Source organism: Vibrio sp. ZF57 (assembly GCF_001691235.1).
In the GTDB taxonomy this organism is placed as follows: domain Bacteria; phylum Pseudomonadota; class Gammaproteobacteria; order Enterobacterales; family Vibrionaceae; genus Vibrio; species Vibrio crassostreae_C.
In genome coordinates, this window is the sequence record NZ_MAKD01000091.1 from 164,281 (window position 1) to 190,185 (window position 25,905).

The following is a 25,905-nucleotide window of genomic DNA, read 5'->3' on the forward strand; positions in this document are numbered from 1 at the left end:
GTAATGGATGTGAATATGAGGTTTGTTTTACCAGTAGTCTTTTCTGCATTGGCTTCAATGCCTGCATACAGTGGCCTTGCTCCAAGTGAAGGCTTCAGCGGTAACTTCAGTGTATTGGCCGGTTTCTACTCTGACAGTAGTAATTTGAGTACTGAACAAGATTCGAATCAAGCCACCAACACCCAGGAAGGGGAGAGTGAAAACCAAGGGCTACTCGGCTTTTTGGGTACTGTTCAATATACTTTTGGCGAATCGCTGACTCACCAAGTGTATGCGGGTACGACACGAGAGGATATTGCAACAGGTACCATTGCGTTTGAGATCGGTTATCGATATCAACTTTCTGGTGGCACCATATTGGATTTTTCTGTTATTCCTACGCTTATCTCGGGTAAGGCTTGGACGGATCCGTATGCTGTTGGCGTTAATCGAAATGAAACGGATGTGAAAGGTAATGTAGGACGACTGCAGCTCACTAATATCGGTGGAACTGGTTTTCGAACGGATCTCGCATTTGGGCAATCAGATGTTGATGAAGAGCTATCTGGTAGCCAAGGCTTATCTCCGGAAGATACTGTGCTGCTGGATAGGGAAAGAACCTATGTGTACGCCAAAGCAGGATACCGCTTTATCTTACCAAACCACGCAGGTCTATTTGTTCCTTCAATGGTGTATTTCCACTCAGACGCAGAAGGAGGAGCACTCAGCTTCGATAGTTATGGAATTGAATTAAACTACGCGAAGAGAATCGGTCGTCATGGTTTTGTTGTTACCCTAGATGCAAGTGACCGTGAATATGATGAGTCGAATCCAATTTACGGGCAAGTACGTGAAGAAAATGAATACGGTGCATTTTTAGCTTATGAGTTCGGTGGCTTAATGGGTTATGAAGATTGGTCGTTTATTTCATTACTCGGTGTAAGGTCGATTGACTCTAAGATTGACTTTTACAGCTCTGAACAAGCATTAGCGAGTGTTGGTGTTGACTACAAATTCTAATATTCACACTACGTCAACAAAACTAATCAAAGCAGAAGCTTAAGAGCAGCCTTTCTATTTGTGTAATTATTTCGAGCACTTACACCTTCAAAGGTTGTAGGTGCTCGTTGCTATCCGTAATATGAAAATTAGCTTATGGACAAAAATAATATAATAAGGAAGCGCTTTGGAAATACAAATTAGACATCTTGAACCCACCGATAACCAAGATATTTTTGATATTTATCGACACACGTCAGTATTAGAGAATACCTCACAAAAGCCTTTTCTTAGCTCTGAACAAGTGGAGCGACTGTTTGGTCATTCAGACCATTTCACTCTGGTTGCGGAAGTCTCCGGCAAAGTAGTGGGTCACATTACTTTATTCATGACCACCAAGGTAAGAGACAGGCACTGCGCTGGTCTTGGTATTGCTATTCACCCGGATATGCATGGTAAAGGGGTCGGTAAGGCGTTAATGCAAGAAGCGATCAATCAGGCGGATAACTGGCTTAATCTCGTGCGTCTTGAGTTAGAGGTTCATGCCGATAACCACGCCGCTATTGCTTTGTATGAACGTGTAGGCTTTCAGTTAGAAGGCACAAAAAGACTCAGTACGTTCAAAGCGGGTAAGTACATCGATATGTTGCTGATGTCGAGAATACGACCAGATTACCGTTGAGATCGAACCAAACAGGTTCCTGCTTTAGAAATCGGTTAATGAGCAATTGATTAGTGAAATTCCCATTAAACTCTGTATAGTAGCAACCGTTTGCTTCGTATAACCCCAATGATATGGTTTGGGGGTCTCTACCAGCTCCCGCAAAGTGCTGATTACGAAGGGTTTAGATCACAATTGTGTTCTTACTCTTTGTAATGGCGTTCAAGAAAACCTCCTGTCTATTATTCAGAGTAAGTGCACACCTAAAATCCATAGTAGGTGAAATATGAACGCATTTATTCAAGGGCTCCCAAAAGTAGAGTTGCATTTACACATTGAAGGTTCGCTCGAACCTGAGTTACTTTTCCAGCTTGCTCAACGCAATGGCATTGAGCTGCCTTATTCATCCCCAGAGCAACTAAGACGCGCATACGAATTTGATGATTTACAGTCATTTCTGGATATCTATTATCAAGGTGCTGATGCACTGCGCACAGAACAGGATTTCTACGACTTAACATGGGCTTATCTAGAACGCTGTAAAGCCGACAATGTTATCCATACTGAGATTTTCTTTGATCCTCAGACACATACCGATCGTAGCATTGCATTCGACACCGCTATTAACGGCATTCATCGTGCGCTTGAACAGGGTCATAAAGAGTTGGGCATTACCTCTCAAATCATCGCATGTTTTCTGCGCCATTTATCTGAAGAGAGCGCCATTCAAACGTTCGCAGAGGTATTGAAGCATCAAGATAAGATCGTCGGGGTTGGATTGGACTCTTCTGAATTAGGACACCCACCAGAGAAGTTCAAGCGTGTATTCCAACAAGCAAAACAAGCGGGCTTCTTGACGGTGGCGCATGCAGGAGAAGAAGGGCCGGCTCAAAACATTGTCGATGCGATTGAAATGCTCAGCGTGAGTCGAGTGGATCATGGTGTCCAGTGCATGACAGACGAAGCTCTAATCGAAGAGCTGATTGAAACCAAAATGCCACTGACGGTGTGCCCACTGTCGAATATTAAATTGCGTGTATTCGATGTGATGGAAGACCACAACATTGTCGAACTGCTCAGAAAGGGTGTGGCTGTAACGATTAACTCGGATGACCCTGCTTATTTTGGTGGTTACATGTCGGATAACTTTAATGCGGTGAGCCAAGCTCATGAGATGACGCATCAGGAATTAGCGCAGTTTAGTTTGAATGCGATAGACGCGAGCTTTATTGAAGCGCCATTGAAGCAGCAATATCGAGAGCTTGTTCAAGGTTACTTAGCTAAAGCTGGTTCTGACCAGAATTTCTAGCGGCTGTGCCCATTTACTAGCAGCTGAGTATAAAGCGCTAGGATGGCCAACTAAAGTGGATGGTAAAGTGTTATCGACTGAGTCTGCTTAATCTCTATAAGCCTAAATCATCTAGATGAAGACAAAAAAGAAGCTGGCAGTTTGCCAGCTTCTTTCATTTTTAAATTAAGCTCATTGAGCTACTTGTTCACGTAGTCTTTGAATTTCAGCTTGGTTTCAGCATCCGCTTTTTCGTACCAGAAATAGAGCATCTCTTCAGCTGTATTTGCTGCATTTCCGTCAATCTTTGCTGGAAGCGTTACCGGTTGTGCGACAGCAGCTGCTACGCCCGCGCTAGCACCTATTGTAAGTGCAGCGATGCCGCCTTTCTGGTTGTACTCCTTCGCTTCTTGTGGGTACTTACGACCAATCTGCATGCCATCTTTGATAAGTTTGTCTTGCTTAACACTGATTGCATTTTGGTTTTTATCAACCAGTTTCCAATCTAAGTTTTGAAGGCCTTTTTTCGCTTCGTTGGTGTTACGGAACTTAGGCATGTCAAACGTCAATGCTGTGTCTGTCGCATCAAAAGTAGCAATAATGGTATCGCTATCGACAAACTCTCGGTCGTTACCTTGGCTGAAAGCCAGTTGATATTTGAAAACGATTTGGTTTACGCCATCTGGAACGGTGATCGTTTTGCTCGAAGAGAAGAAACCACCGTCGAGATCAGGTTTAGCCTCATTAACAGCTAAGACTTCGACTAAAGCATCTGCGCTAGAAGGAACTTCAATTGTTACGTCAGCTAACACTTGTGGTGCTGCGATAATTGTGGAAAGCAGCGCGATGGATTTTAATGTTTTCATAATCATACAGTTGTTTATGGGCAGTTGAACTACAATCGCATGGTAAGAACTCCAATTCAAGTCATGTCATAAGGATTTGAAAAAATTTGCGAAATCTTAACGCAACGGTCATATATTAAGGTTCACATTGACTAGTGTGAGTTTTTATTTTTGAAAAATGAGAGGGTAGGTTGGGTGTGAATTGTACTAGTTGGCGGTTCGCGTCTTATGTTATTTGTATTGGATACTAAAAAGCCGCGGTCACTGCATTCAGTCACCACGGCTTCGTTATTACATTTTTAATCTAGAGTAGCTTATTTAGCTTGCGCTGCTGCCGCTTCTAGTTGCTTAAGTTTACCTTGAAGCATGTATGCATTCTGGTTGAAGTTACCTGGGTTCAGTACTTGGCTATTCTGCATAGGGTAATCTGGTAGCGTCGTCATAAACTCTTGAACCTGATTTCCTACTGGAACGAATAACCACATGTTGTCTGCCATCCAGCGTAGGTACATACCAGACTCGTGCGGTGCTTTCTCGAATGGGTCAGCACGTAGGTGAACAACTTGAGGCCAGTTTGGTTGGAAACGAACTGCATCCACAATGTTACCATCCATCACAGCAAACGAAATCTTGAAGTCATTCCAACGTACTGCGTTTAGCTCAGCGTTAGCAGAGAAGTAAAGCATGCTGTCACGAGGGCCTTTCTCTTCTTTACCTTGGAAGTAAGGCAGGAAGTTGTAACCATCTAGGTGTACGCGCCAGTTTTTACCGTTGTAAGTTGCACCTTTGTCAGATGCTAGCTTCTCAACCACTTTATCATCACCAGCGGCTGCTAGTAGAGTAGGAATCCAGTCTTGGTGGCCCATGATATCGTTGATTTTAGTTCCAGGTTTGATAGTCCCAGGCCAGCGAACTAGCTGAGGCACACGCATACCACCTTCGTAAGTTGTACCTTTCTCACCGTGGAAGTAAGTTGCGCCGCCATCAGGCCAAGAAACCGTTTCAGCACCGTTATCGGTAGAGTAAATTACGATAGTGTTGTCAGCGATTTTTAGTTCATCCAGCTTGTCTAGAAGCACACCAACATGGTCATCATGCTCTAACATACCATCAGCATAAATACTGATACCTGACTTACCTTGGTATTTCTCTTGTAGGCGAGTCCACACGTGCATACGAGTGGTGTTGTGCCAGATGAAGAATGGTTTGTCAGCTTTTACCGCTTTTTCCATGAATGCTAGAGATTCTTCTAGGAACTCTTCATCCGCATGCTCCATACGCTTACGCGTCATTGGGCCAGTATCTTCAATCTTACCGTCAGCAGTAGACTTGATTACACCACGAGGGCCGTAGTTCTTACGGAACTCTGGGTCTTTAGGGTAGTAATATGTTTCAGGCTCTTCTTCTGCATTTAAGTGGTATAGGTTACCGAAGAACTGGTCAAAGCCGTGGTTCGTTGGAAGGTGTTTGTCTTGGTCACCCATATGATTCTTACCAAACTGAGCGGTCATGTAGCCCTGTTCTTTTAGAAGGTCTGCAATCGTTGGAGCCCAATCAGGGATACCGTGGTCCGAACCTGGCATACCGATAGTCAATAGACCAGTACGGAAAGGTTCTTGACCGGTTAGGAATGCAGCACGACCAGCAGTACACGATTGTTGACCGTAGTGGTCAGTAAATAGTGCGCCTTCATTCGCAATACGGTCAATGTTTGGCGTTTCGTAACCCATCATACCGTTGTTGTATGCACTGATGTTGAAAACACCAATGTCATCACCCCAGATAGCAAGAATATTCGGTTTTTCCGCTGCTGTTGCCGCTGAAGAAGCTGCTAATAAGCCAACACCTAATGCTAGTTTATTAATTTTAGTACCCATAAGGACTCCGATTCACTTTTAAGATTAATGCGTTAGAACAACGCATCGATGAGCAAATGTTATTCTCAAAATTCCGTTACGTCCTTTTATAGTGCTTATAACCAATCGTTATGATGCTTAGGTAACCTATTGATTAATATCAGCTCCAGTGGGTACGTAGAATAAAGCCTTAGTTTGTATGTGTGATCCTTATCATGTTTGTTGGCGTAAACCTTATCGATGATTTCTGTATCCGTATCTCAATAAAAATGACAAAAAGATTAATAGCTTAGGGTATCTCGCGCATGTGTAAAAAATGGACTATACGTTGTAGGGCAGGATGCAAATAACTTACGAAGAGGTTTCTATGACAGCGAAATATGGCGCTAAACGTCGATTAGCGATTTTGGGTACAGCGATGATGGCCGCGTCCAGCGCCACTTTTGCGGCTGAAAAGCCAAATATATTGGTTATTTGGGGGGACGATATTGGTCAATCCAATGTGAGTGCATACACCTTCGGTCTCATGGGTTACAAAACCCCGAATATTGATAGCATCGCGAAAGAAGGGATGATGTTTACGGACTATTACGCAGAGCAATCTTGTACTGCGGGTCGCTCTACCTTTATCACGGGACAAAGTGTATTACGAACGGGTTTGAGTAAAGTAGGTTTGCCGGGCGCAGACATTGGCTTACAAGCAGAAGACGCGACAATCGCAGAAATGCTGAAACCTATGGGTTACATGACAGGTCAATTTGGTAAAAACCACCTTGGCGATAAAGATGAATTCCTTCCAACAGCACACGGGTTTGACGAATTTTTTGGCAACCTTTACCACCTAAATGCTGAAGAAGAACCAGAGAATGAAGATTACCCAACCGATCCTGAGTTTCGTAAGAAATTTGGCCCTCGTGGTGTCATTAAGTCATTCGCTGATGGCAAGATTGAAGATACCGGTCCACTGACGCGTAAGCGTATGGAAACGGTTGATGAAGAAACACTAGACGCGGCACTTGATTTTATGGATCGCGCAGTGAAAGCGGACAAACCATTCTTCGTGTGGTGGAACGCGACACGTATGCACTTTAGAACGCACGTGAAAGCCGACAGTAAAGGCGTAACCGGTGTCGGTAACTACGCTGATGGTATGGTTGAGCACGATCGACACGTTGGGCAACTATTGAAGCAAGTGGATGAGTTGGGTATCAAAGACAACACGATTGTTTTCTACTCAACGGATAACGGCCCTCACATGAACTCTTGGCCTGATGCGGGTACAACCCCGTTCCGTGGTGAGAAAAACACCAACTGGGAAGGCGCATACCGTGTACCAGCAATGGTTCGTTGGCCTGGTAAGATTGAACCAGGAACCGTATCTAACGAAATCATGCACCATATGGACTGGATGCCAACCTTCGTTGCCGCCGCTGGTGATGACCAAATCAAAGAGAAACTACTCAAAGGTCATACTGCCGGTGATAAAACGTTTAAGGTTCACTTAGATGGTTACAACTTCCTTCCTTACCTAACGGGTGAAGAAGAGAAAGGCCGTCGTTCGGAGATCTTCTACTTTACCGATGATGGTGATTTAGCGGCGCTTCGTTACAACCAATGGAAAGCGGTGTTCATGGAGCAGCGTGCAACGGGTACCATGCAAATTTGGGCTGAACCGTTCGTGACGTTACGTCTTCCTAAGCTGTTTAACCTGCGTATGGACCCATACGAAAACGCAGACATTACATCGAACACATATTACGACTGGTTGTTAGACCATGCTTATATGTTCGTTCCAGCACAAGCGTATGTGGGCAAGTTCCTAGAAACCTTTGCTGAATATCCGCCACGTCAAAAAGCTGCGAGCTTTAGCTTGGATCAGGTAATGGAAAAACTGCAGGAATCTCATAACAAGTAAGTGATTGTTTGAGTGAAACTGAACAGATTGAAGAGCTCTTAGGAGCTCTTTTTTTATGCGCATATCGATGAGTAAATCCCGGTCGTGAATACGAATCACAACAATCGAGCTCATTGCCACTAAATAATTGTAAATTCGTTGTTTTTACGTCTACCTTATTAAGCATAAGGATGTATAAAAACAAGGAATGTTATGTCTGCATGGTTGTGCTCACTGGTAAACGGATTGAAACACCAGCGAGTCGCAGTATTATCCGCAATCTTGTCTTCACTGATGTTGTCGCTGTTCAGTCTGAACGCCTATGCCAACGAGCAAGATCCTAATATCAACTCTGATATTTCAAAGGCCAACTCTGTAGCGTCACCCGTTAGCTCTGACGCTTTACCTATCGGTTCTAAAGCCAGCTATGTCGGTTCGGAAGCATGTGTTGATTGTCATAGTGAAGAAGTCGCAGCGTGGGAGGGCTCTCATCATGATATGGCGATGAAGCACGCTACAGACGAATCTGTATTAGGCGATTTCAACGATCAAACATTCACTCATGACGGTAAACCCAACCGATTTTTCCGCAAGGGCGAAGAGTTCTGGGTCAATATTGAAGGGCAAGACGGCCACTTTAAAGATTACAAAATCAGCTATACCTTTGCCTTTGAACCACTACAACAATACATGGTTGAATTTGAAGACGGCCGTGTACAGTTGATTCCTTTCGCTTGGGATTCTCGCACTGAGGGCGAAGGCGGTCAACGCTGGTTTCACCTCTATCCTGATACCACCAACACCGATGAATTCTACTGGACCAATAGCGGTCAAAACTGGAACTTCATGTGTGCTGATTGCCATTCAACGAACCTAGAGAAAAACTACGACAGCGCGAGTAATACCTACAACACTACTTGGTCTGAGATTAATGTCGGTTGTGAAGCGTGTCATGGCCCTGCGAGTGAGCACGTTGAAAAGGCTCAGCTAGCAAAAGCTAACGGTGGAAAGGATGCTCCAGTCTCGGCGCATTATGGTTTTGACCGCGACTTGTCGAAGTCGGTCAAAGAGTGGATCTATCAAGAGGGTAATTCAACCCTGCAACCAAAAGACATCATCCATACCAATCAAGTTCAAACCTGTGCTCAATGCCACAGCCGTCGTACTCAGTTAAATGAAACGGGTGATCACGTTAACGGGTCTTTCTTTGATAAGTATCGCTTGAGCTTGATTACCCCAGAGCTTTACCACAACGATGGTCAAATCTACGATGAAGATTACGTTTACGGATCTTTCCTTCAATCCGTGATGGCTGAAAAAGGCGTCACATGTACTAACTGCCACGATCCTCATACCGCTGAACTAAAAATTGCGGAAGAAGCCGTGTGTAGCCAATGTCATATTGCATCAGAATACACGCCTGAAAAGCACACATTCCACGAAGCGAATACTGAAGCTTCACAATGCACGACTTGTCACATGCCAGAGACGACTTACATGGAGGTCGACCCAAGGCGTGACCACAGTTGGCATATCCCACGTCCTGATATTAGCCAACACATTAAAACGCCGAACGTGTGCACTAGCTGTCATGCAGATCAAACCGACCAGTGGGCAGATAAGCAAATCGGTGAGTGGTTCCCAGATTCTAAGTATCGTAATCAGCAGCACTTTGCCGTTGCCTTTTATGCTGACTCGATAGGGCACAGAGGTGCAGAGGATGCGTTGGCATACTCGGCTCAGGACTCTAGCTTAAGCAATATCATTCGTGCATCGAGCTTAGAACGTTTGGGCGGTAATACGGGTAAGAATACGCTTATTTCGCTGGCAAGAGCGGTGAAACATGATGATGAAATGATCCGTTTGGGTGTGGTACAAGGCTCGTCTGGTTTCCCATTCACTGACCGTTGGCAAATTCTAGAGCCGCTACTGAAAGACCCTGTATTGTCGATTCGTTCAGAAACCGCAGGCGCATTAGTGCGTTATTGGGGAGAAATGAACCCTCTGCAGAAAGACCAAATCAAGCCTGCATTAGAAGAGTACATTGAAATACAGCAATTTAATGCCGACAGAGGATTTGGACGTACTAACCTAGGCAACGTTTACCGAGATTTAGGCCAGCACGACAAAGCGATTGAGTTTTATCTAGGCGCTATCGAGATTGAGCCTTATTTCGAAAACAGCTACGCCAATTTAGCGGATTTGTATCGAGCGCAAGGTAACGAGGCAAAAGCGTTGTCGACCTTGAAGCAAGGTATTGAAGCTCAGCCTAAATCGAGTGTTTTGCCATACAGCACAGGATTGTCTCTGCTTCGTGTGAAAGATTACGAACAAGCAACGGACTACCTTAAACAAGCCGCTGAAACTGCGCAAACCGACCCTCAATATTGGTATGTGTACGGATTGGCTTTGGAAAAATCGGATGTGCTTGCGGCAAGTCAATCACTGCATAAGGCTTACCAATTTAGCCGCAACCCACAGCACCTGTATGCCCAGTGTGAAGTGTTGGCGCGAAACAGTCATATACCGGGCGTACCAAAGGCGTTTGAGCAATGTATTTCATCATTGAGCAAAGTGGCACCGCCGGAAGCCATTAACCAATTGAAAGCTAGGTTTAAATAAAGCGATGAGGTGAGCTTGGCTATCGAGCTTGCTGCTTATTCCGCTTGTAACCAATTATCGCGTTTATAACTAATAGTTATGGAGCTTGTGAGTAGGATGTACGCAGCCAGATTGAATTAAGGGAAGACCTATGAACCATGCGCAACAAGCAATAAACCAACTGATTGAACAAACAGAGAAAAGTGTTATCGGTCAGAGCCACGTCGTTCGGGCTCTGGTGATAGGGTTATTGACTAATGGCCATGTGCTTTTAGAGGGACTTCCCGGTACAGCGAAAACTCGCTCAGTAAAATCGCTGGCGAATCTACTGAACACCAGTTTTGGTCGAATTCAATTTACGCCAGACCTGCTGCCATCTGATGTGACGGGCACGGAGGTGTATCAAGAGCTTGATGGAAAGCCTCAGTTGCATTTCCAACCGGGGCCTATTTTCAACAGCATTGTATTAGCCGATGAAGTGAACCGTGCGCCTGCAAAAGTACAGGCTGCTCTGCTTGAAGCGATGGCGGAAGGGACGATTACGGTGGGTGGTCAAACTCACATCCTGCCAGATTTGTTCATGGTGCTAGCCACACAAAACCCAGTTGAGCAAGAAGGTACGTATCCACTGCCTGAAGCACAAATGGACCGTTTCATTATGAAAGTGACAGTCGACTATCCAGAAGATGAAGCTGAACGCGACATCATTCGACTTGTGCGCAGTGAGGAACTCGGTAGCGAGACCAGTTCAGAATTAGTCACGCCACAACATATTGAACCTGAGTTGGTACTTGAAGCTCGGCGCCAACTTCCAGACATTGCCGTTTCTGATTTAGTTGAGAACTACATTGTGGCCTTGGTGATGGCAACTCGTAAGCCAGAGCGTTACCCAGAATCAAACTTGTCTAAATGGATTGAGATTGGTTCAAGTCCGCGTGCTTCCATCGCGTTGGATAAATGTGCTCGCGCTTATGCATGGTTGCAAGGACGTGACCGTGTCACGTTGGACGATGTGCGTGCCATGTTACCAACCGTATTAGGTCACCGATTCTCGTTGTCTTACGACGCATTGGCCGATGGTGTTGACCATCAAAGAGTGGTTGAAGAACTGCTCGATAATGTTGAGATTGGATAACTAGGGGGCGTCATGGCGAAGCCAACACAAGCTCCCAAATCGCAAGGCCTTGATCCACGACTGTATTGTGATTATTCAAGGTTAGTGCGAATTCAGGCTCAAGCTGAGTCGTTTTCACTGTTACCTCATTTAAAAGCGGGCAGCGTACTTTCGGGCAGACATAACTCTTTGTTCCGTGGTCGTGGTTTGAACTTCGAAGAATTACGTCATTACCAATTGGGTGATGATATCCGTAATCTCGATTGGAAAGTTACGATGCGAACGGGTAAGCCTCATGTTCGTAGCTATACCGAAGAGAAAGACCGTAATGTGATGATCTGTGTCGATCAGCGCAGTTCGATGTTCTTTGCGTCTCAAAACACCATGAAATCTGTTGTGGCTGCCGAAGTGGCGGCATTGTGTGGATGGCGAGTGCTGAAAGATGGTGATCGTGTCGGCTTCGTTTTGGCCTCGCACCAAAAGCTCTTTCATACCAAAGCTCAACGTTCTCAATCTGATTTGTTGGCTCAGCTAAAACATCTTACCAAAGCCAATCAAAGCTTAGGCGTCAATGTAAGTGATGGCGATAATGTTGGTTTTAGCCAGTGGATTGAACTGATCAAACGAATGAGACTCAAGCAATCAACCTTGATATTCATTAGTGACTGGCGAGACTGCCGAGAACAACATCTCGATCGACTAAAGCAGTTACAGCAACACAACGATATCTTGGCCATTATGGTCACCGACCCATTAGAACAGTCATTGCCTCAAGATCTTGCAAGCGCAAACTGGGTGGTGGGTGATGGTCGCTTTCAACTTAATCTGGATAGCCAATCTAAGGTTAACCTCGCAAGTGAAAGCCTTGCCCAAAAAGCGGCACTTCAGAAACTGTCCCTTGCTAAATTGATGGCGATGAAAAACCTCCCTTATATAGAATTAGACACGTCGGGCAATCACATATCACAGCTGCAGAAACTAGTGGGAGGGCGCTAAATGGCTGTTGAACATACGCCTCCAAGTACTTATATCCTTCGCGACCTACATGATGTCGCCATTCCTGACAGTGTGAGCTGGGCTCCTCAAACGATCGGCTGGAAGATCCTTGGCGTTATTCTGTTATTGGTCGCTATCTATCTGGCTTATCGCTTGGCGTTAAGGTGGTGGAATAACCGTTATCGCAAAGAAGCGCTTCAAGAACTCATGGTACTGGATGCAAGAGACAAGAACTCAACCGAACGAACCTTTAAAGTCCTCAAAGTGGTGCTTCGTTACCTAGACAGCAGTAATGCCAAGTTGTTTGGCCAAGCTTATGTGAACCGTTTGAACGCTTATCTGCCTGTTAGCGCCAACACGAGTGAAAACAGCAATGCGTTCTTTGCCGATGAAGTTTCGGAATTATGGATGCAAAGCCTAATTGACTCTAATGTGCGTTTGAGCTTTGAACAGCGTTTAGAGGTAATTCAAACCGCGATGATGTGGCTAAAACTTCACAAGCCGAATGTACAGGTAACGGTTGAGGGGCAAGACAATGTTTGATGTTTTATCTGCCAGTTTTGAATTTGCGCATCCGCTGTGGTTTATTGCGCTGCCTTTACCGTTGTTGGTCTACTTTGCGGTGCCAGCTTATCGAACTAAGCAAATGGCGATTAAGGTGCCATTTTTTCGAGAATTGGTAGAAGCGATTGGGGAAGCACCGTCAGAAGGTGCAAGCCAGTTAACTCCAAGCTGGTGGCAACGAACCACGCTCATTATTACTTGGGTATTGGTCGTGTGTGCGTTAGCGAAACCAACCATTCTTGGTGAGCCACAGGTTCGCGAACAATTGGGTCGTGATGTGATGGTAGTGGTCGATTTGTCTGGCTCAATGGCGGAGCAAGATTTCACTTCTAAACAAGGCGATAAAATCTCTCGTTTAGATGCGACCAAAGAGGTGCTGGCTGATTTTGCGAAAACCAGAAAAGGTGACCGACTCGGTTTGATCTTGTTTGGTGATGCAGCGTTTGTACAAACGCCATTTACCGCGGACCAAGATGTATGGCTTGAACTGCTTAATCAAACCGATGTCGCGATGGCAGGGCAAAGTACGCACTTGGGCGATGCAATTGGCTTGGCGATCAAGGTGTTTGAACAAAGTGAAAAGCAAAGTGCTGCCGTTCAAGATTCAAACGTCGACACCAACGAAAAAGAGAAAGTCGTGATCGTATTAACAGACGGTAATGATACAGGAAGTTTTGTTGAGCCTATCGATGCCGCAAAAGTCGCCAAGGCTAAAGGCGTTCGAATTCACGTTATTGCGATGGGCGATCCGCAAACCGTTGGTGAAGTGGCTTTGGATATGGAAACCATCAAACGAGTGGCTCAAGAGTCTGGTGGCGAAGCCTTTGAGGCGCTTAACCGCGACGAACTGACCAAAGCCTACGCTCAAATCGGTGAACTAGAACCACAATTATATGAAAGTACCACTTATCGCCCTAAACAGGGGCTGCACCACTATTTGATGGCGATTGTTGTAGTGATGTATTTGACCGCATTCAGCTTAGCAACGATAAGCCGAAGATCGCTGCTCGCTTCTTCTGTTAAGAATTTGAAAGGAGAGAGTGATGCCTGATTCTCTCACGATACAACAGTTTTTTACCCAGTTTCATTTTATCCGACCATTGTGGTTGTTGGCCTTTATTCCAATGTTTTTCCTGTTATGGGTTCGTTGGAGAGAAGAGACCAAACCAACGTGGAAAGACATTATACCTGCACATTTACGTGATGCATTGACGATTGGCGAAACAGGCTGGCGCAAGCAACTGCCGTTGAAGCTATTGGTGGTAATTGTGACTATCGCCATCATTATCTGTTCTGGCCCAACATGGCAACGTGAAGCATCGCCTTTTGGTGAAGACAAAGCGTCGATGTTGGTTGTGCTTGATAATAGTGAATCCATGCTTGCTAAAGATTTGCCTCCAAGTCGCTTGGAACGATCTAAGCAGAAAATTAGAGACTTATTGGCAGCTCGCAAAGGCGGTAATACGGGCTTAGTGGTTTATGCAGGCAGCGCACACGTGGCGATGCCCGTCACGCAAGACAGCAAGGTGTTTGAACCGTTTCTAGCGGCTATCACACCCGATATCATGCCGGTATCAGGTAAGTCAGCAGAAGAAGCACTGCCATTGATTAATCAGCAACTGTCTGGTGAGTTAGGCTCTTCTGTACTGTTGGTATCAGATGGTGTAAACCCAAGCACCACACGAGCTTTTGAAACTTTCTTTAACGAAAACCCATATCAGCTGCTGATTTTGGCTGCCGGAAATAGCGATGTGGTGAACGATAACCCGGTCGACCTCGATTCATTGCGCAATTTAGCGAATAAGACAGGTGGTCGAGTGATTGAGGTGACCGTTGATGATTCGGATATCCAACAACTGAACAGAGCGGTTGAAAGAAACATGCAGCTCAACGGCGAATCTTCAATGCCTTGGAAAGACATGGGCTATGGACTGCTTATTCCAATGGCTTTCATTATGTTGCTATGGTTCAGAAAAGGGTGGTTGGTGCAGTGGTGTGTTGTTAGCCTAGTTATTTCAGGCAGTATTTATTCACCAAGCACTTTGGCGAAAACAGTCAACTTAACTGCTGAGAAACCGGTTGTGGTGGAGTCGTTTACAGCTTTGGATAAGACCACTCAATGGTGGTGGGACTTATGGCTAACGCCCGACCAACAAGGTCAACGTTTGTTGAACCAGAAAGAGTACCTTCAAGCTGCCAAACATTTTACTGACCCAATGCGAAAGGGCGCGGCTTATTACTATGCTCGTGATTTTAAGCTCGCTCACAGTGCGTTTTTGCAAACCAAAACTGACCTTGGTTTGTACAATGCAGCGAGTGCGTTAGCTAGGCAGCGTGAATACCTTGCCGCACGAGACCTCTTGAAATCATTAAGTGAGAAAGAGGATCTGTCACCAGAACTAAGAACGGATGTGGAGAACAATCTTGCTGTGCTTAGTGGAATTGTCGAAGAGGTAAACCGAACCAGTGAAAGCCAGTCTGGAACCACAGATGGCCCTGAAGAATCTTTAGAACTCGAAGACGATCAGCCGCGAACGGGTGATGGCGCTGAAGAAGAAACGGTAGCGGAATTGATGCTTAAGGAAACACTTAACGCGAATGAGATTTTGGGCAGCCAAGAGCTTGCCGACAAGTGGTTAAAGCGAGTAGAAGCCGATCCTAAGTTCTTCTTGAAATCCAAATTCCAAATTCAGTTAAGAGATCCTGCGCCTTCCATCGAACAAGCGTCAAAACAGGAGCAAACGCAATGAGTCGATATGATTTAGCTCTTGAAGCGATTCAATCAAAGAGAGTGCGATTCAGATCCCATAAGTGGCTACTGTCGATGATTCTTATATTGAGTTGGTTTTTTCCTTTTGTTGCTTCTGCTACAGATATCTTCGACCTCCAAAAAAGTGGTGACGTTGAGCTTATCGCTTGGGTAGGGGAAAAGCCAAAGTCAGGCGATAAGATAACGCAGACTAAAGTGAGCGTTAATGAGCAGGTAATTCTGAACATTGAGGTGGCGACGCCGCGTTGGTTAACGGGAGGGACTCGAATCGGCAGTATCGAAATCCCTAACGTGATCGCTAAGCAACGTAACCAACTCGCGACTAATTACACGGAACGGGTCAATGGCACTACATGGTCGCGTCAACGATGGGAAGTGACACTTTATCCGATGACTTCTGGCGAGTTTGTCATTCCAACCGTGCCGGTTCGTATCCAAGTTTCTGCTCCTGATGGTTCAAACGTGGGCGGTACGCTTTACACGCAGCCGATTAAGTTTGAAGCTTCGTTGCCTTCAGGTTTACTCGATAATGAAACGCCTTGGTTTTCTGCGACAGAAGTAGATATAGAGCAGCAATGGCAACGCTCAAGTGAAGAGCTAAAAGTTGGCGATGCTATTACTCGAACTATCACGATTAAGGCAAAAGACAGCTTTTCTGTGTTGCTGCCAGATGTGCTAACCAATAAGTCCACTAAGCAGTTCCAAGCTTACCCACAGCCCAACCGTTTGGATGACACTCAAGAACGTGGTGATTATCGCTCAAGCCGAGTTGAACAGACTGTATATGTGATTCAGCAGGGTGGTGAGTTTACGCTGCCAGAGTTTTCATTTCAGTGGTGGGACAGCAAAAATCAACGCCTTGAAAACGTGGTGATAAAAGGCGAAGTGTTTGAAGCCAAACACACAGTCCAATCTTTCATCAAGGCCTACATGTCGGTGTTTATTACTGTTGGTTTGGTGTTGTTAGTCTGCATTGCGTTGATTGTTTCGGTTAAGCGTTACTACGCAAACCGCCCAACACCGAGTTGGCTGGTACTACGTCGTTTAGTTAAGCAAGGTAATTGGGCTGCATTAAGAACCTTTATCTACCGTCAATTGCGAAACCAAACCTCTCAGTTAGAACTGAATAAAGTGCAACTGGATAAAGCGCAACATGGTAAATCAAATGGACAAAAGCGTTGGCTAGAAGATAGCGAAGCCCTTCAACAAGGATGTGAAGATAAAAACGTATTCACTCGTTTATGGAAAGGGTTACGTAACTTGCCCAGTGACACATCAAACTCAAGCAATTCTCGTTCAATTGCCGCTCGCTTGAAAATCCCTAAAGCCTTGCCAAACTTAAAAGATAGAACTAAGTAGCAAACTTTAGTTATTCGCATCGAACATAATCGGCAGGTTCTCTACTATGGGGAACCTGCTTCTTTAATATGGAACTGTATGAAAAGTACCGAACTAAATCTAATTCCTATATTTGTTGCTATCTATGAAGAGCAGAACTTATCTAGAGCTGCTAATCGCATGGATATAAGCCAACCAGCAGTGAGTAAAGCACTTGCAAGGTTGAGAGATATCTATGATGAGCCACTGTTTCATCGCACCACATCAGGCGTAGAGCCAACCACATTCGCTATTGATATCTATCCTGCAATGGCCGCTGCACTTAAAAACTTTACTTCTACCTTATCCGCATCAAGAGACTTCGATCCTAAAACCTCAGGCCGCGTGTTTTCCATTGCCTGCGTCTCGGCGGCGAGCTACGAAATGATGCCAAAAGTCATGCGGTTAATCAGCCAAGTCGCACCAGGTATCGCGTTAGAGGTTCATCCTCTGTTTACCGAAGACTATGAGTCTGATTTAAGGCTGCAAAGACACGACGTGATTGTTGATATGACGCCTAAAGGAAGAACCATGCTTAAGCACGAGGTGATTTCTACAGAAGAGCTGGTCGTGGTGTGTAGTAGTGATCATCCTACGGTTGGCGATACCATCGATATGGAACAGTTCTTAGCACTCGAGCATGTGGTGGTCTCTAGGTGGCATGCGCGCAAAAGCTTATTAAGCTCTGAGCACTATAGTGACCTTGAGAAACGTAGAATCGTGTATCGCGCAGCGGGCGTTGTAGAGATGCTTCCTGTTATCGAAGGCTCTGAGTACATCGGAGTAATGCCTATTTCATCAGTGCATTGTTTTGCTGAAAAGTACGCGGTAAAAACACTGCCATTGCCCTTCGAGTTGGAAGACCTCGATATGTGTATGATTTGGCATCCAAGCCGTACTAATGAACCAAGCCATAAGTGGTTACGAGCTAAGATCAAAGCGGCAGCAAAAGAGTTATCAAGTTAGCCTATACAAGGACATAGCCATGGACAGCATTCGCGTGATTTTAAACGGAAAGAAAGCCAATATCCCGGAATTCAGGCAAGCCATCTTTGCGGCGAGGGACAATGATATTGACCTGCAAGTTAGAGTGACTTGGGAATCGTCGGACATGTTTCGTTTGGTAAGCGAGGCAATATGCGAGGGTGTTAAGCGTCTGATTGTTGTCGGTGGCGATGGAACGGTGAATGAAGCCGTTAACGCGCTCAACCAGTTCCGTGCCAGTGAAAGACCACAACTGGCGCTTATCCCAATGGGCACTGCGAATGATTTTGCTACCGCAACGGGAATACCTAACGATATTTCGGGTGCTTTTGAACTAGCGCTGGAAGGCAAGGCGTTTGCGGTGGATAGCGCGCGTGCGAATGACCGCTATTTTATGAATGTCGCTGCGGCGGGTTTTGGTGCTGAAGTCACAGCTGAAACGCCAGTCGAGCTTAAAGATTTTCTCGGTGGCGGTGCGTATACACTAACAGGTGTGGTGAAAGCACTTGGCTTTAAGCCCTACAGTGGCACGTTGCCCATAGACAAAGGCAGCTTTACCGGCGAGATCCTTGTTGGTGCTTTTTGTAATGGTCGCTTAGCGGGTGGAGGACAAGAGTTAGCACCCAATGCATTGATTGATGATCGCTGTTTACCCAGTCGGGTATCGAGCTATCACGCGCCACCATGGCAAGGTGGGTTATCCAAGTCAGTGAGAAGTTCGCCCCGCTGTATGTGGCCTTGAAGGAGAACCTACTTCAACAAGTGGTGGTTCAGGCGGATGAAACGCCGCTCAATGTGCTCAAAGAAGAGAAGCAGTGTTATATGTGGCTTTACTGCTCAGGCGCTGACTCGCCCGAAGCGGCACTGCCGAATGTGAAAAAATCGCCTTGTACGACTATCAAAACAGTCGCGCGAGGGTGTGCCCCGTGGACTTTTTAGGTGACTACAACGGTTATCTACAAACCGATGGCTACACGGCTTATCATGGTCTGCATCACGTCACTAATGTGGGGTGCTTAACGCAAGTTCATGGACGCGAAGAAGCTTCAAGGGGAAGGTAAATCGGGCAAGGCTGATAAAGTGCTGGCTAAACCCCCAAAGCTCTACGGGATAGAATCAAGCTTAAAAGGTGCGCCTGCCGAAGAACGCAAAGCAGAGCGTTAAGCGTATGCCAAGCCGATACTGGATGAGCTTTACCAATGGATGACAACCCAGAAGGTGATAGGCTCTAGCCCACTAGGCAAAGCAATAAAGTACTAGCTTGGGCAATGGCCTAAACTCATTCGTTATATCGACGATGGTCACTTATCTATCGATAATAATCGCGCTGAACGCGCAATTAAACCGCTGGTTATTGGCAGGAAAAATTGGCTATTCTCCAACACACCAAACGGTGCTGAGGCGAGCGCGATGCTTTACAGCATCATCGAGACCGCGAAAGCCAACGGTCTTATCCTCTAAGACTACATGGTCAAGTGCATGAAAGAGCTGGCGAAAGCAGAGCCTGATATCGACGCACTTCTACCTTGGACCTCTTCGGGTCAAGTCAAAACAGACCTCAACAATATTGGCTTTGGCCTCGAAACTTACGTTTGGTGCTAGCTATGCCATCAGACTCTAATAACATATTTGGGTTCTTTGATGAGTTTGAAGCTTCAGAAGGAGAGTCACAGCAACCCCCTATAGAGCTGTTTCAAGAACCCGTTGAAATTTTATCAACCCTAGATAGTCAGCCAAATAAGGTACAACAAGAAGTCTTTGTGATAAATAAAAAGCGACATCCACTCACGGTAGTGAATATATGTAGGGTCACGTCCTGCATAAGCGATTTATTCAAATTTAAAGAGTGAATTAATATCGCACCATAAAGAAAAAATACTTCAAATACTCCAGAAATGAGCATGGCTGAGCATAGGGATTCTCAGGTTTGATGATACCAATATCAGGTCAGATGGCCGAACACATTTATGGGTACAACCATGAATTTAACGCATCGCTCACTCATGGTTATCGCTATCACTGTTGCTCTTTCTGCGTGGGGTAGTGATGAAACCAGCTCACGTCCTATTAAGCCAGAACCGCTTCAGACATTACCAACAGAGCAGGTTTCAGTATCCATCGGGGACGCGACTCTTTTCGCAAATAGAGAGTCTGTTGTGATCAATACCTTAGCAGGTGACGAGCAACGCGTATCCATTGAAGCGTTTAAAGGAATCACTTACGCCGATCAACAACGTTTTCAGCACAGTCACTCCGTCAATTAGAAGACAATGCTGATAGCGCTATAGATGCGACACAATTTAGCGCCGTGTGCCCACAGCTTAAAATAACCCAGCAAGAGCAATCTGAAGATTGCTTGAATCTTAATATTTGGCGTCCTTCGGAGATCAATGGTTCAGAGTCATTACCCGTGTATGTCTTTATTCATGGTGGGGACTTTGAATATGGCGCAGGTTCTGATACCGACATTAACGGTGATACCGTCGTGGCTAAAAGATACCATTCGATATACGGGTGGCGTTGGCGCTGGAAAGGCGAACCTCGATATTTTCAAAGAGTTCAGTATAGGTGCGTCGTACAACAAAACGATTCAATTCGGCACAAAAAACTCGGGAGTCGCTGCGCTTCAGCAGCTCCAGTTTCGAGTGGCAAACACACCATTGATGCTGGGTGTGAAACAGATTATTGGCCAGAGCTCGGTAGAGTTTGAGACCAGTAATGAAGATGTGAATAACGCTATCAATGGCGTTATTCAATATTTTATGGGCGAAAGCTCGGTGACCTCTGGGCTGGGTGTTGTCGCGGAATACGATAATGCGATTGATAATCGTTGGACCGTTTCTGCGTTTTATGGCCTGGGTAAAGCGACAGTAGAGGGCAGTCTGTCAGACGATGAAAGTGTCGATGCGTATGGTGCTGGATTTCGCTATCAGATAGCTTGCCGATATGGGTTACACATGGGGGTAGACCTCGCTTTTAGTGACGTTGACAGCGCGTTTTATATAACGGTTGGCAGTGGATTCTAATGATGGAAAGGTGGGTGTTAGTCAATCGATTGATTTTTCTACATGCAGCATAGTTTTCATAGCAATCATGAACTAGTATTTTTTTACAACAAACATAACAGGTATCAATATGAAAAATTACGACCCAAATGAATTGGACGCTACGCAAGTATTACTTGATGGTGTCGATACAGATAAACGTTCGACTTTGACTAAGTTAGCGGTTGGGGCTGCGGCACTGCCTTTTGCCTCTGTTTTACATGCAGCCCCTGAAAAACTGGTTGGCCAAAACATCAAACTGATGCCTAACGAGAAAGGGCCATTTGATATCGTTATCGAAAATGGCCGTGTTGTTGATCCTGAAACTGGACTCGACGCAATTCGTCACGTCGGTATTAAAGGTAAGCGTATTGCTGCAATCTCAGACAAAAAGCTGCAAGGCAAAACAATCATCGATGCTGAAGGTCTCGTGGTTGCACCTGGCTTTATCGATATGCACGCTCACGGACAACAACTTCCTGCTGCCCGTGCTCAAGCATTCGATGGCGTAACCACCGCTCTTGAGATGGAATCTGGTCTATTCCCAATCGGAACGTACTACGATATTACTGCTGCTGAAGGTCGCCCGATTAATTACGGCGCTTCTGTAGCATGGACTTACGCTCGTATTCAAGCAAAAGAACCTACGATGCCTGCTCCTGATGGTACGATTGTTTGGTTCCAGAAAGCTTTTTCTAAAAACAATTGGCAAAATACCCTAGCAACCCCAGATGAATTAAAACAAATTCTGGGCTCGGTTGAGCAAGGTCTTAAAGAGGGGGGCTTAGGCATTGGTATTAACGCGGGTTACGCACCAGGTTATGGCCACAAAGAGTACTATGATCTTGCTAAACTAGCAAAACGCTATGAAGTACCAACCTACACTCACGTTCGTTACCTAAACAGCGCAGAGCCACAATCAAGCTTTGAAGCATACCAAGAACTCATTAGCCTGTCGGCGACAACGGGTGCACACATGCACATTTGTCACCTCAACAGCACGTCAGTACAAGATATCGAAGATTGTGCCGATTTAGTTCAATCCGCCATTGATCAAGGTTTAGCCGTTACTACTGAAGCTTATCCTTATGGTGCTGGCTCTTCCGTTATTGGCGCAGAAGTTTTCCGTGGTGACGATTGGTTACAACGTTGGGGTGTACCAAGCGCTAGCTACATGGAAGCGAATGGTAAAGCACTAAACCAAGAAAAAGTCACTGAACTACAAGCATCAGCGCCCGGTACCGTGGTTGTCATGCACTTCTTAAAACCCGATGAGAACAAAGAAGATCGCGCTAAAATGGACCGTTCAGTATTATTCCCAGGTGCAGCTATCGCTTCAGATGCAATGCCTTGGATGGATGATAAAGGCGTATTAATTGAAGGTGATGTATGGCCACTTCCAAGCAACGCAATAGCTCACCCTCGCTCACTTGCTTGTTTCTCTCGTTTTATTGAAAAATATGTCGAGGAATACAAAGCGGTAACACTAGTAGAAGCGATGGAAAGAACTAGCTTAAACGCATGTCGTATTCTTGAGGATGCTGTGCCACAAATGGCAAATAAAGGTCGTATTCAAGTAGGTAAAGATGCTGATTTAGCTATTTTCAAACTTGATGAAGTAAAAGCCGTTGCAACATTTGATAAACCAAATGCCCTTTCTACAGGCATGAAATACGTACTTGTAAACGGGACACCTATCATTGAAGCTGGTGAAATGTTGTTAGATTCAAACCCAGGTGAAGCGGTTCGCAACAAAGTTACGGGCTAAGTTATCCTGACTTAAAAGGTTGGGCATTAGCTCAACCTTTTTTATTGCTTACCGAGTAAATATAGACAACGAAAATCGAAAGAGAGCATGCTATGAGCAAGAAGCCTATTCCAGTAACAATTTTAGCCGGATTTTTAGGAGCAGGGAAAACGACCCTACTAAACCATATATTAACCAATGCAAATGGAATGCGCATGGCTGTGATCGTCAATGATTTTGGATCAATCAATGTTGATGCGGAGTTAGTTAAATCTGAAAGTGAAAATATGATCAGCCTAGAGAATGGCTGTATCTGTTGTAACCTTGCAGAAGGACTAGTCGTTTCGGTAATGCGTTTACTCGCATTAGAGGAACGCCCAGACCATATTATTGTTGAAACTTCAGGTATCGCAGAACCCAAAGAAGTGGCACTTCAATTTGAAGATCCGGAACTGCAAGCACACGCACCTTTAAATGCAATCGTGACGACGATCGATGCGGAAAACATTTTAGGGCTAGAAGGCCCAATGGAGACGTTGTCGAAGCAGCAAATTCAAGTGGCTGACATTGTTCTGGTTAATAAAGTTGACCTAGTCGATGCTGATAAACTAGAGCAAGTCAAAGCATGGTGCCGAGTACAAGCTCCGTTTGCTAAATTGATTGATATTTCATTCGGCGAAGTGGATTTACCTATCTTATTTGATGCCCCTGAAAGTACGCGCTTTGTCACTAACAAAATAGCGGCTGATCAAAAGGAATGCCAGCACCATGATTGTCATGATGAGCACTGTCATCACGTGAACCATGATTTCGAAACATTCAGCTTTGAAACTGATCAACCACTTAATCTACAAAGTTTGTATCCTCTACTGCAACAGTTTTCAATTGATGCTTATCGCATGAAAGGTATTTTAAATTTAACCGATCGTCCTGATCATCGCTGTGTATTTCAGTGCACGGGCCAGCGAGCCAATGTGACGGTTGGAGATGCATGGGAAGATGATGAATCTCGTTCGTCACGGTTAGTCTTCATTGGACCTAAAGGTGGCCTTGATAAAGAGAGTATGCGTAAAAAACTGAACGCACTGGTGGCGTAGTTAGAACGGAAATGGAGTAGATGGCAAGCCTATCAACCTAGCGCTTGCCTACACCTAGCTTACCTCTGCCTAGTTTGCATTGACTCATCCTAAGCATCCTTATCTTATTGAATTATTGGCTACTTTCGATTCTATTCGGTTTTTCCAAATCCATATTGCTCATTCCCCTCGCCATCTGAAACAAAATAGTCTTATCGATTTTCGAGACTCTGTTCATCAGTACCTTCTCAGAATCGGTTAACGTCAAAAAGCAGATAAAGACTCAATCGTGGGTTATTGGGGCGTGTTGATCAGCTATTGTTAGCTCGATGGTTAGTCCTCAATGATGGAATCAAAATGACGACTAAATATAGAATAAACCATGATTTGTCCCGCCATAATCGCGCCAAACATCAGCAAGGCGGACAGACCAATATTCGGAATGGGTAAAATGGAGGTCGCAAAGAAGGACTCACTTGCTCCGACAATGATTCGACTACCGGGGACAAGAATGATGATCCCTTGAATAATGTATATGAGTGGTGGAACGTGACGCAATTTTCCCATCCCCAACCCGTAAAGCGTAATGAGTATTGTGCTTACCCATGTACCTACAACCCAATCGGAAGTAAACCAATGTGGCCCCCACATGCCAATTGCCGCGACAGGAAGGCCTAAGAGAATTTCTGTCATACTTGCGTTGAAAATAAGGCCAATAGCGACAGAAATCCCGATCAGTGCGGTGACATGAAGAACGAATGGGATTTCATCAATAAATACCGGTACCGATAATGGTTGATTGATTATGTTGGCTAAGCCTAACCCCATAACAATGCCGATGAATATTTTCATTACTATGAGTGCGCTTTGTGCAAGCAGTTCGATACCTGACCGAAAGTCATTGAGAGCAAGACTGGCTAAGCCGTTGGTGACGGTTAACCCAGGAATAAAAAGGACAATGGAAGAAATGCACAGTGCCAATGTTGGTAAGCCGGGAACCTGTGCCGCTATCATACCGGTTAAAAAACTGGCTACTAAGGCGACAAAGAACTCGACAAGAATGCTTCTTGGCCCAGTCAGGAAAATTTGTGCTAGCCAGGCTATAGCGCCCAGAATAATGGATAAACCGACCGCCAGATAAGTACTGCCAACTAACATTAAATAACATGGCGGAAGCAATAAATTGGCAAAGCACAAGGTACGATTCGAGTAGGTTTCTGAACCTTCGTAATGGGAATGAGTCGAAAACCCTTTAAGCGTTGCGACTAAATCACGTAAGTTAACCGAGGGTGGTTTTTTGTTTTCCATCACGACTTTTTGCGTGGGTTGCTCAAAAATAGTGATGACTTTTGTCGGGGTCACATCAATAGAGACATCAATGTTCTGGCGTTTTGCATAAGCTTGAGTGTATTGAGCTACCGAGTAAGGCGCACAACCAGATTGATGTAATCGGTCCGAAAAGCTCAAAATTTCTTGCTGGCATTGTTCGATATGATTTGTTTGTTTCATTCTGTTTGTTTCTCAATCACCAAGGCGATATATGTTTGAGGGGCATTCTAATTCAATAGTATCCTCATTCAAGCGTAACCAATAGTCGTGTATAGAGGACGGGCCCCTACAAACGAACAAGGCAATGGTTAAAAAGATAGGATTCACTGAATGAGAGGTTATCAGTTTATCGTTGAGGTAAATCAGTCATTGTTGAAGCTGCAACCTCAAAAATAGATCCGCTCACGCAGCTATTTGAAGGCGTAAAACTCCAAATCCATGAGGTGATTGATTTAACTCTGAGGCTTTTAGAAAAGCTCGGTAATGAGTAAAGGAAACTAATATTTAGGAAATGGAAGCCTAAATAAGATTGATGATGAGCGTTAGAATCACAACTAGAATGGAACCGACATAAGCAATTTCAATAATGTTTGAATCAATCCAGTTGCAGTATGCTTGAATTGCTAAACTCAGTTTGTTTTTCATAATGGCCTTTGGAAAATTAACCGAAATCTACTGTAAATAATAGCTTATTATGAGTGAGCTTTGATGACGGTTTCAAAGGTTCCTTTGTAGTGGTACGCTGAATTTGGTCACTTAGTTAGAGGTGATATCATCACCT

General features: G+C 45.0%; 20 protein-coding genes, 2 pseudogenes and 1 riboswitch. Of the genes and pseudogenes, 19 read left to right on the forward strand and 3 right to left on the reverse strand.

Features of this window, described 5'->3' with window-relative positions; all coding sequences use genetic code 11:
• Window positions 1–15 precede the first annotated feature (15 nt).
• The 3 genes from A6D97_RS13760 (at window position 16) to A6D97_RS13770 (ending at window position 2,948) form a co-directional block, all read left to right on the forward strand.
• Window positions 16–999, forward strand: a complete 984-nt coding sequence (locus tag A6D97_RS13760; RefSeq protein WP_065584629.1) for a DUF2860 family protein — start codon at window positions 16–18, stop codon at window positions 997–999.
• Window positions 1,000–1,165: 166 nt separating this feature from the next.
• On the forward strand, window positions 1,166–1,660 hold the full coding sequence (locus A6D97_RS13765; RefSeq protein ID WP_065584630.1) for a GNAT family N-acetyltransferase: 495 nt from the start codon (window positions 1,166–1,168) through the stop codon (window positions 1,658–1,660).
• Between the two features lie 75 nt (window positions 1,661–1,735).
• Window positions 1,736–1,835: riboswitch (purine riboswitch) on the forward strand.
• A gap of 90 nt (window positions 1,836–1,925) precedes the next feature.
• Complete coding sequence (locus A6D97_RS13770) at window positions 1,926–2,948, forward strand: adenosine deaminase (RefSeq protein WP_017066470.1); 1,023 nt, start codon at window positions 1,926–1,928, stop codon at window positions 2,946–2,948.
• 179 nt (window positions 2,949–3,127) lie between these two features.
• Here A6D97_RS13770 and A6D97_RS13775 read toward each other — a convergent pair whose 3' ends face one another.
• A complete protein-coding gene (locus A6D97_RS13775; protein ID WP_065584631.1) occupies window positions 3,128–3,793 on the reverse strand; it encodes a DUF2057 family protein in 666 nt (221 codons plus the stop codon).
• 293 nt (window positions 3,794–4,086) lie between these two features.
• Window positions 4,087–5,649 (reverse strand): arylsulfatase, encoded by a 1,563-nt coding sequence (locus tag A6D97_RS13780; protein WP_017064704.1) that lies wholly within the window; start codon window positions 5,647–5,649, stop codon window positions 4,087–4,089.
• A gap of 346 nt (window positions 5,650–5,995) precedes the next feature.
• On the opposite strand from A6D97_RS13780, the gene A6D97_RS13785 reads away from it, so the two are divergent.
• The 16 genes and pseudogenes from A6D97_RS13785 to A6D97_RS13855 all read left to right on the forward strand — a co-directional run bounded on the left by A6D97_RS13785 (window position 5,996) and on the right by A6D97_RS13855 (window position 23,816).
• Window positions 5,996–7,543, forward strand: a complete 1,548-nt coding sequence (locus A6D97_RS13785) for an arylsulfatase (protein WP_017060009.1) — start codon at window positions 5,996–5,998, stop codon at window positions 7,541–7,543.
• A gap of 192 nt (window positions 7,544–7,735) precedes the next feature.
• Complete coding sequence (locus A6D97_RS13790) at window positions 7,736–10,144, forward strand: tetratricopeptide repeat protein (protein ID WP_065584632.1); 2,409 nt, start codon at window positions 7,736–7,738, stop codon at window positions 10,142–10,144.
• Between the two features lie 130 nt (window positions 10,145–10,274).
• Complete coding sequence (locus tag A6D97_RS13795) at window positions 10,275–11,258, forward strand: MoxR family ATPase (protein ID WP_065584633.1); 984 nt, start codon at window positions 10,275–10,277, stop codon at window positions 11,256–11,258.
• Between the two features lie 12 nt (window positions 11,259–11,270).
• Window positions 11,271–12,233 (forward strand): DUF58 domain-containing protein, encoded by a 963-nt coding sequence (locus A6D97_RS13800; RefSeq protein ID WP_065584634.1) that lies wholly within the window; start codon window positions 11,271–11,273, stop codon window positions 12,231–12,233.
• Window positions 12,234–12,776, forward strand: a complete 543-nt coding sequence (locus tag A6D97_RS13805) for a DUF4381 domain-containing protein (protein ID WP_065584635.1) — start codon at window positions 12,234–12,236, stop codon at window positions 12,774–12,776.
• Window positions 12,769–13,848, forward strand: coding sequence for a VWA domain-containing protein (locus A6D97_RS13810; protein WP_065584636.1), 1,080 nt, complete (start codon window positions 12,769–12,771; stop codon window positions 13,846–13,848). The genes A6D97_RS13805 and A6D97_RS13810 overlap by 8 nt, the downstream gene beginning before the upstream one ends.
• A complete protein-coding gene (locus tag A6D97_RS13815) occupies window positions 13,841–15,547 on the forward strand; it encodes a VWA domain-containing protein (protein ID WP_065584637.1) in 1,707 nt (568 codons plus the stop codon). Before A6D97_RS13810 ends, A6D97_RS13815 begins: the two co-directional genes overlap by 8 nt.
• Entirely contained in the window at window positions 15,544–16,926 is a 1,383-nt protein-coding gene (locus tag A6D97_RS13820) for a BatD family protein (protein ID WP_065584638.1), read from the forward strand. The genes A6D97_RS13815 and A6D97_RS13820 overlap by 4 nt, the downstream gene beginning before the upstream one ends.
• 78 nt (window positions 16,927–17,004) lie before the next feature.
• On the forward strand, window positions 17,005–17,910 hold the full coding sequence (locus tag A6D97_RS13825) for a LysR family transcriptional regulator (RefSeq protein ID WP_017059228.1): 906 nt from the start codon (window positions 17,005–17,007) through the stop codon (window positions 17,908–17,910).
• A gap of 19 nt (window positions 17,911–17,929) precedes the next feature.
• Window positions 17,930–18,670 carry a lipid kinase YegS gene (yegS, locus tag A6D97_RS13830; RefSeq protein WP_065584639.1) on the forward strand — a complete coding sequence of 247 codons (741 nt, stop codon included), beginning with the start codon at window positions 17,930–17,932 and terminating at the stop codon, window positions 18,668–18,670.
• Window positions 18,571–19,530 (forward strand): annotated as a pseudogene (locus A6D97_RS21860) (IS66 family transposase); the annotation flags it as partial. The gene yegS and the pseudogene A6D97_RS21860, both read left to right, overlap by 100 nt.
• A 377-nt stretch (window positions 19,531–19,907) precedes the next feature.
• Complete coding sequence (locus A6D97_RS22225; protein ID WP_017062010.1) at window positions 19,908–20,192, forward strand: hypothetical protein; 285 nt, start codon at window positions 19,908–19,910, stop codon at window positions 20,190–20,192.
• Between the two features lie 44 nt (window positions 20,193–20,236).
• A pseudogene (locus tag A6D97_RS22230) lies at window positions 20,237–20,359 on the forward strand (carboxylesterase family protein); the annotation flags it as partial.
• Window positions 20,319–20,954: a hypothetical protein gene (locus tag A6D97_RS13845; protein ID WP_017064692.1), complete on the forward strand. Its 636-nt coding sequence runs from the start codon at window positions 20,319–20,321 to the stop codon at window positions 20,952–20,954. The pseudogene A6D97_RS22230 and the gene A6D97_RS13845, both read left to right, overlap by 41 nt.
• A gap of 109 nt (window positions 20,955–21,063) precedes the next feature.
• Window positions 21,064–22,740 carry an amidohydrolase family protein gene (locus tag A6D97_RS13850; protein WP_017062008.1) on the forward strand — a complete coding sequence of 559 codons (1,677 nt, stop codon included), beginning with the start codon at window positions 21,064–21,066 and terminating at the stop codon, window positions 22,738–22,740.
• 92 nt (window positions 22,741–22,832) lie between these two features.
• Window positions 22,833–23,816 (forward strand): GTP-binding protein, encoded by a 984-nt coding sequence (locus tag A6D97_RS13855; RefSeq protein ID WP_065584640.1) that lies wholly within the window; start codon window positions 22,833–22,835, stop codon window positions 23,814–23,816.
• A gap of 312 nt (window positions 23,817–24,128) precedes the next feature.
• Here the strand turns inward: A6D97_RS13855 and A6D97_RS13860 are convergent, their stop codons facing one another.
• Entirely contained in the window at window positions 24,129–25,304 is a 1,176-nt protein-coding gene (locus tag A6D97_RS13860) for a threonine/serine exporter family protein (protein WP_017064690.1), read from the reverse strand.
• Window positions 25,305–25,905: the final 601 nt, after the last annotated feature.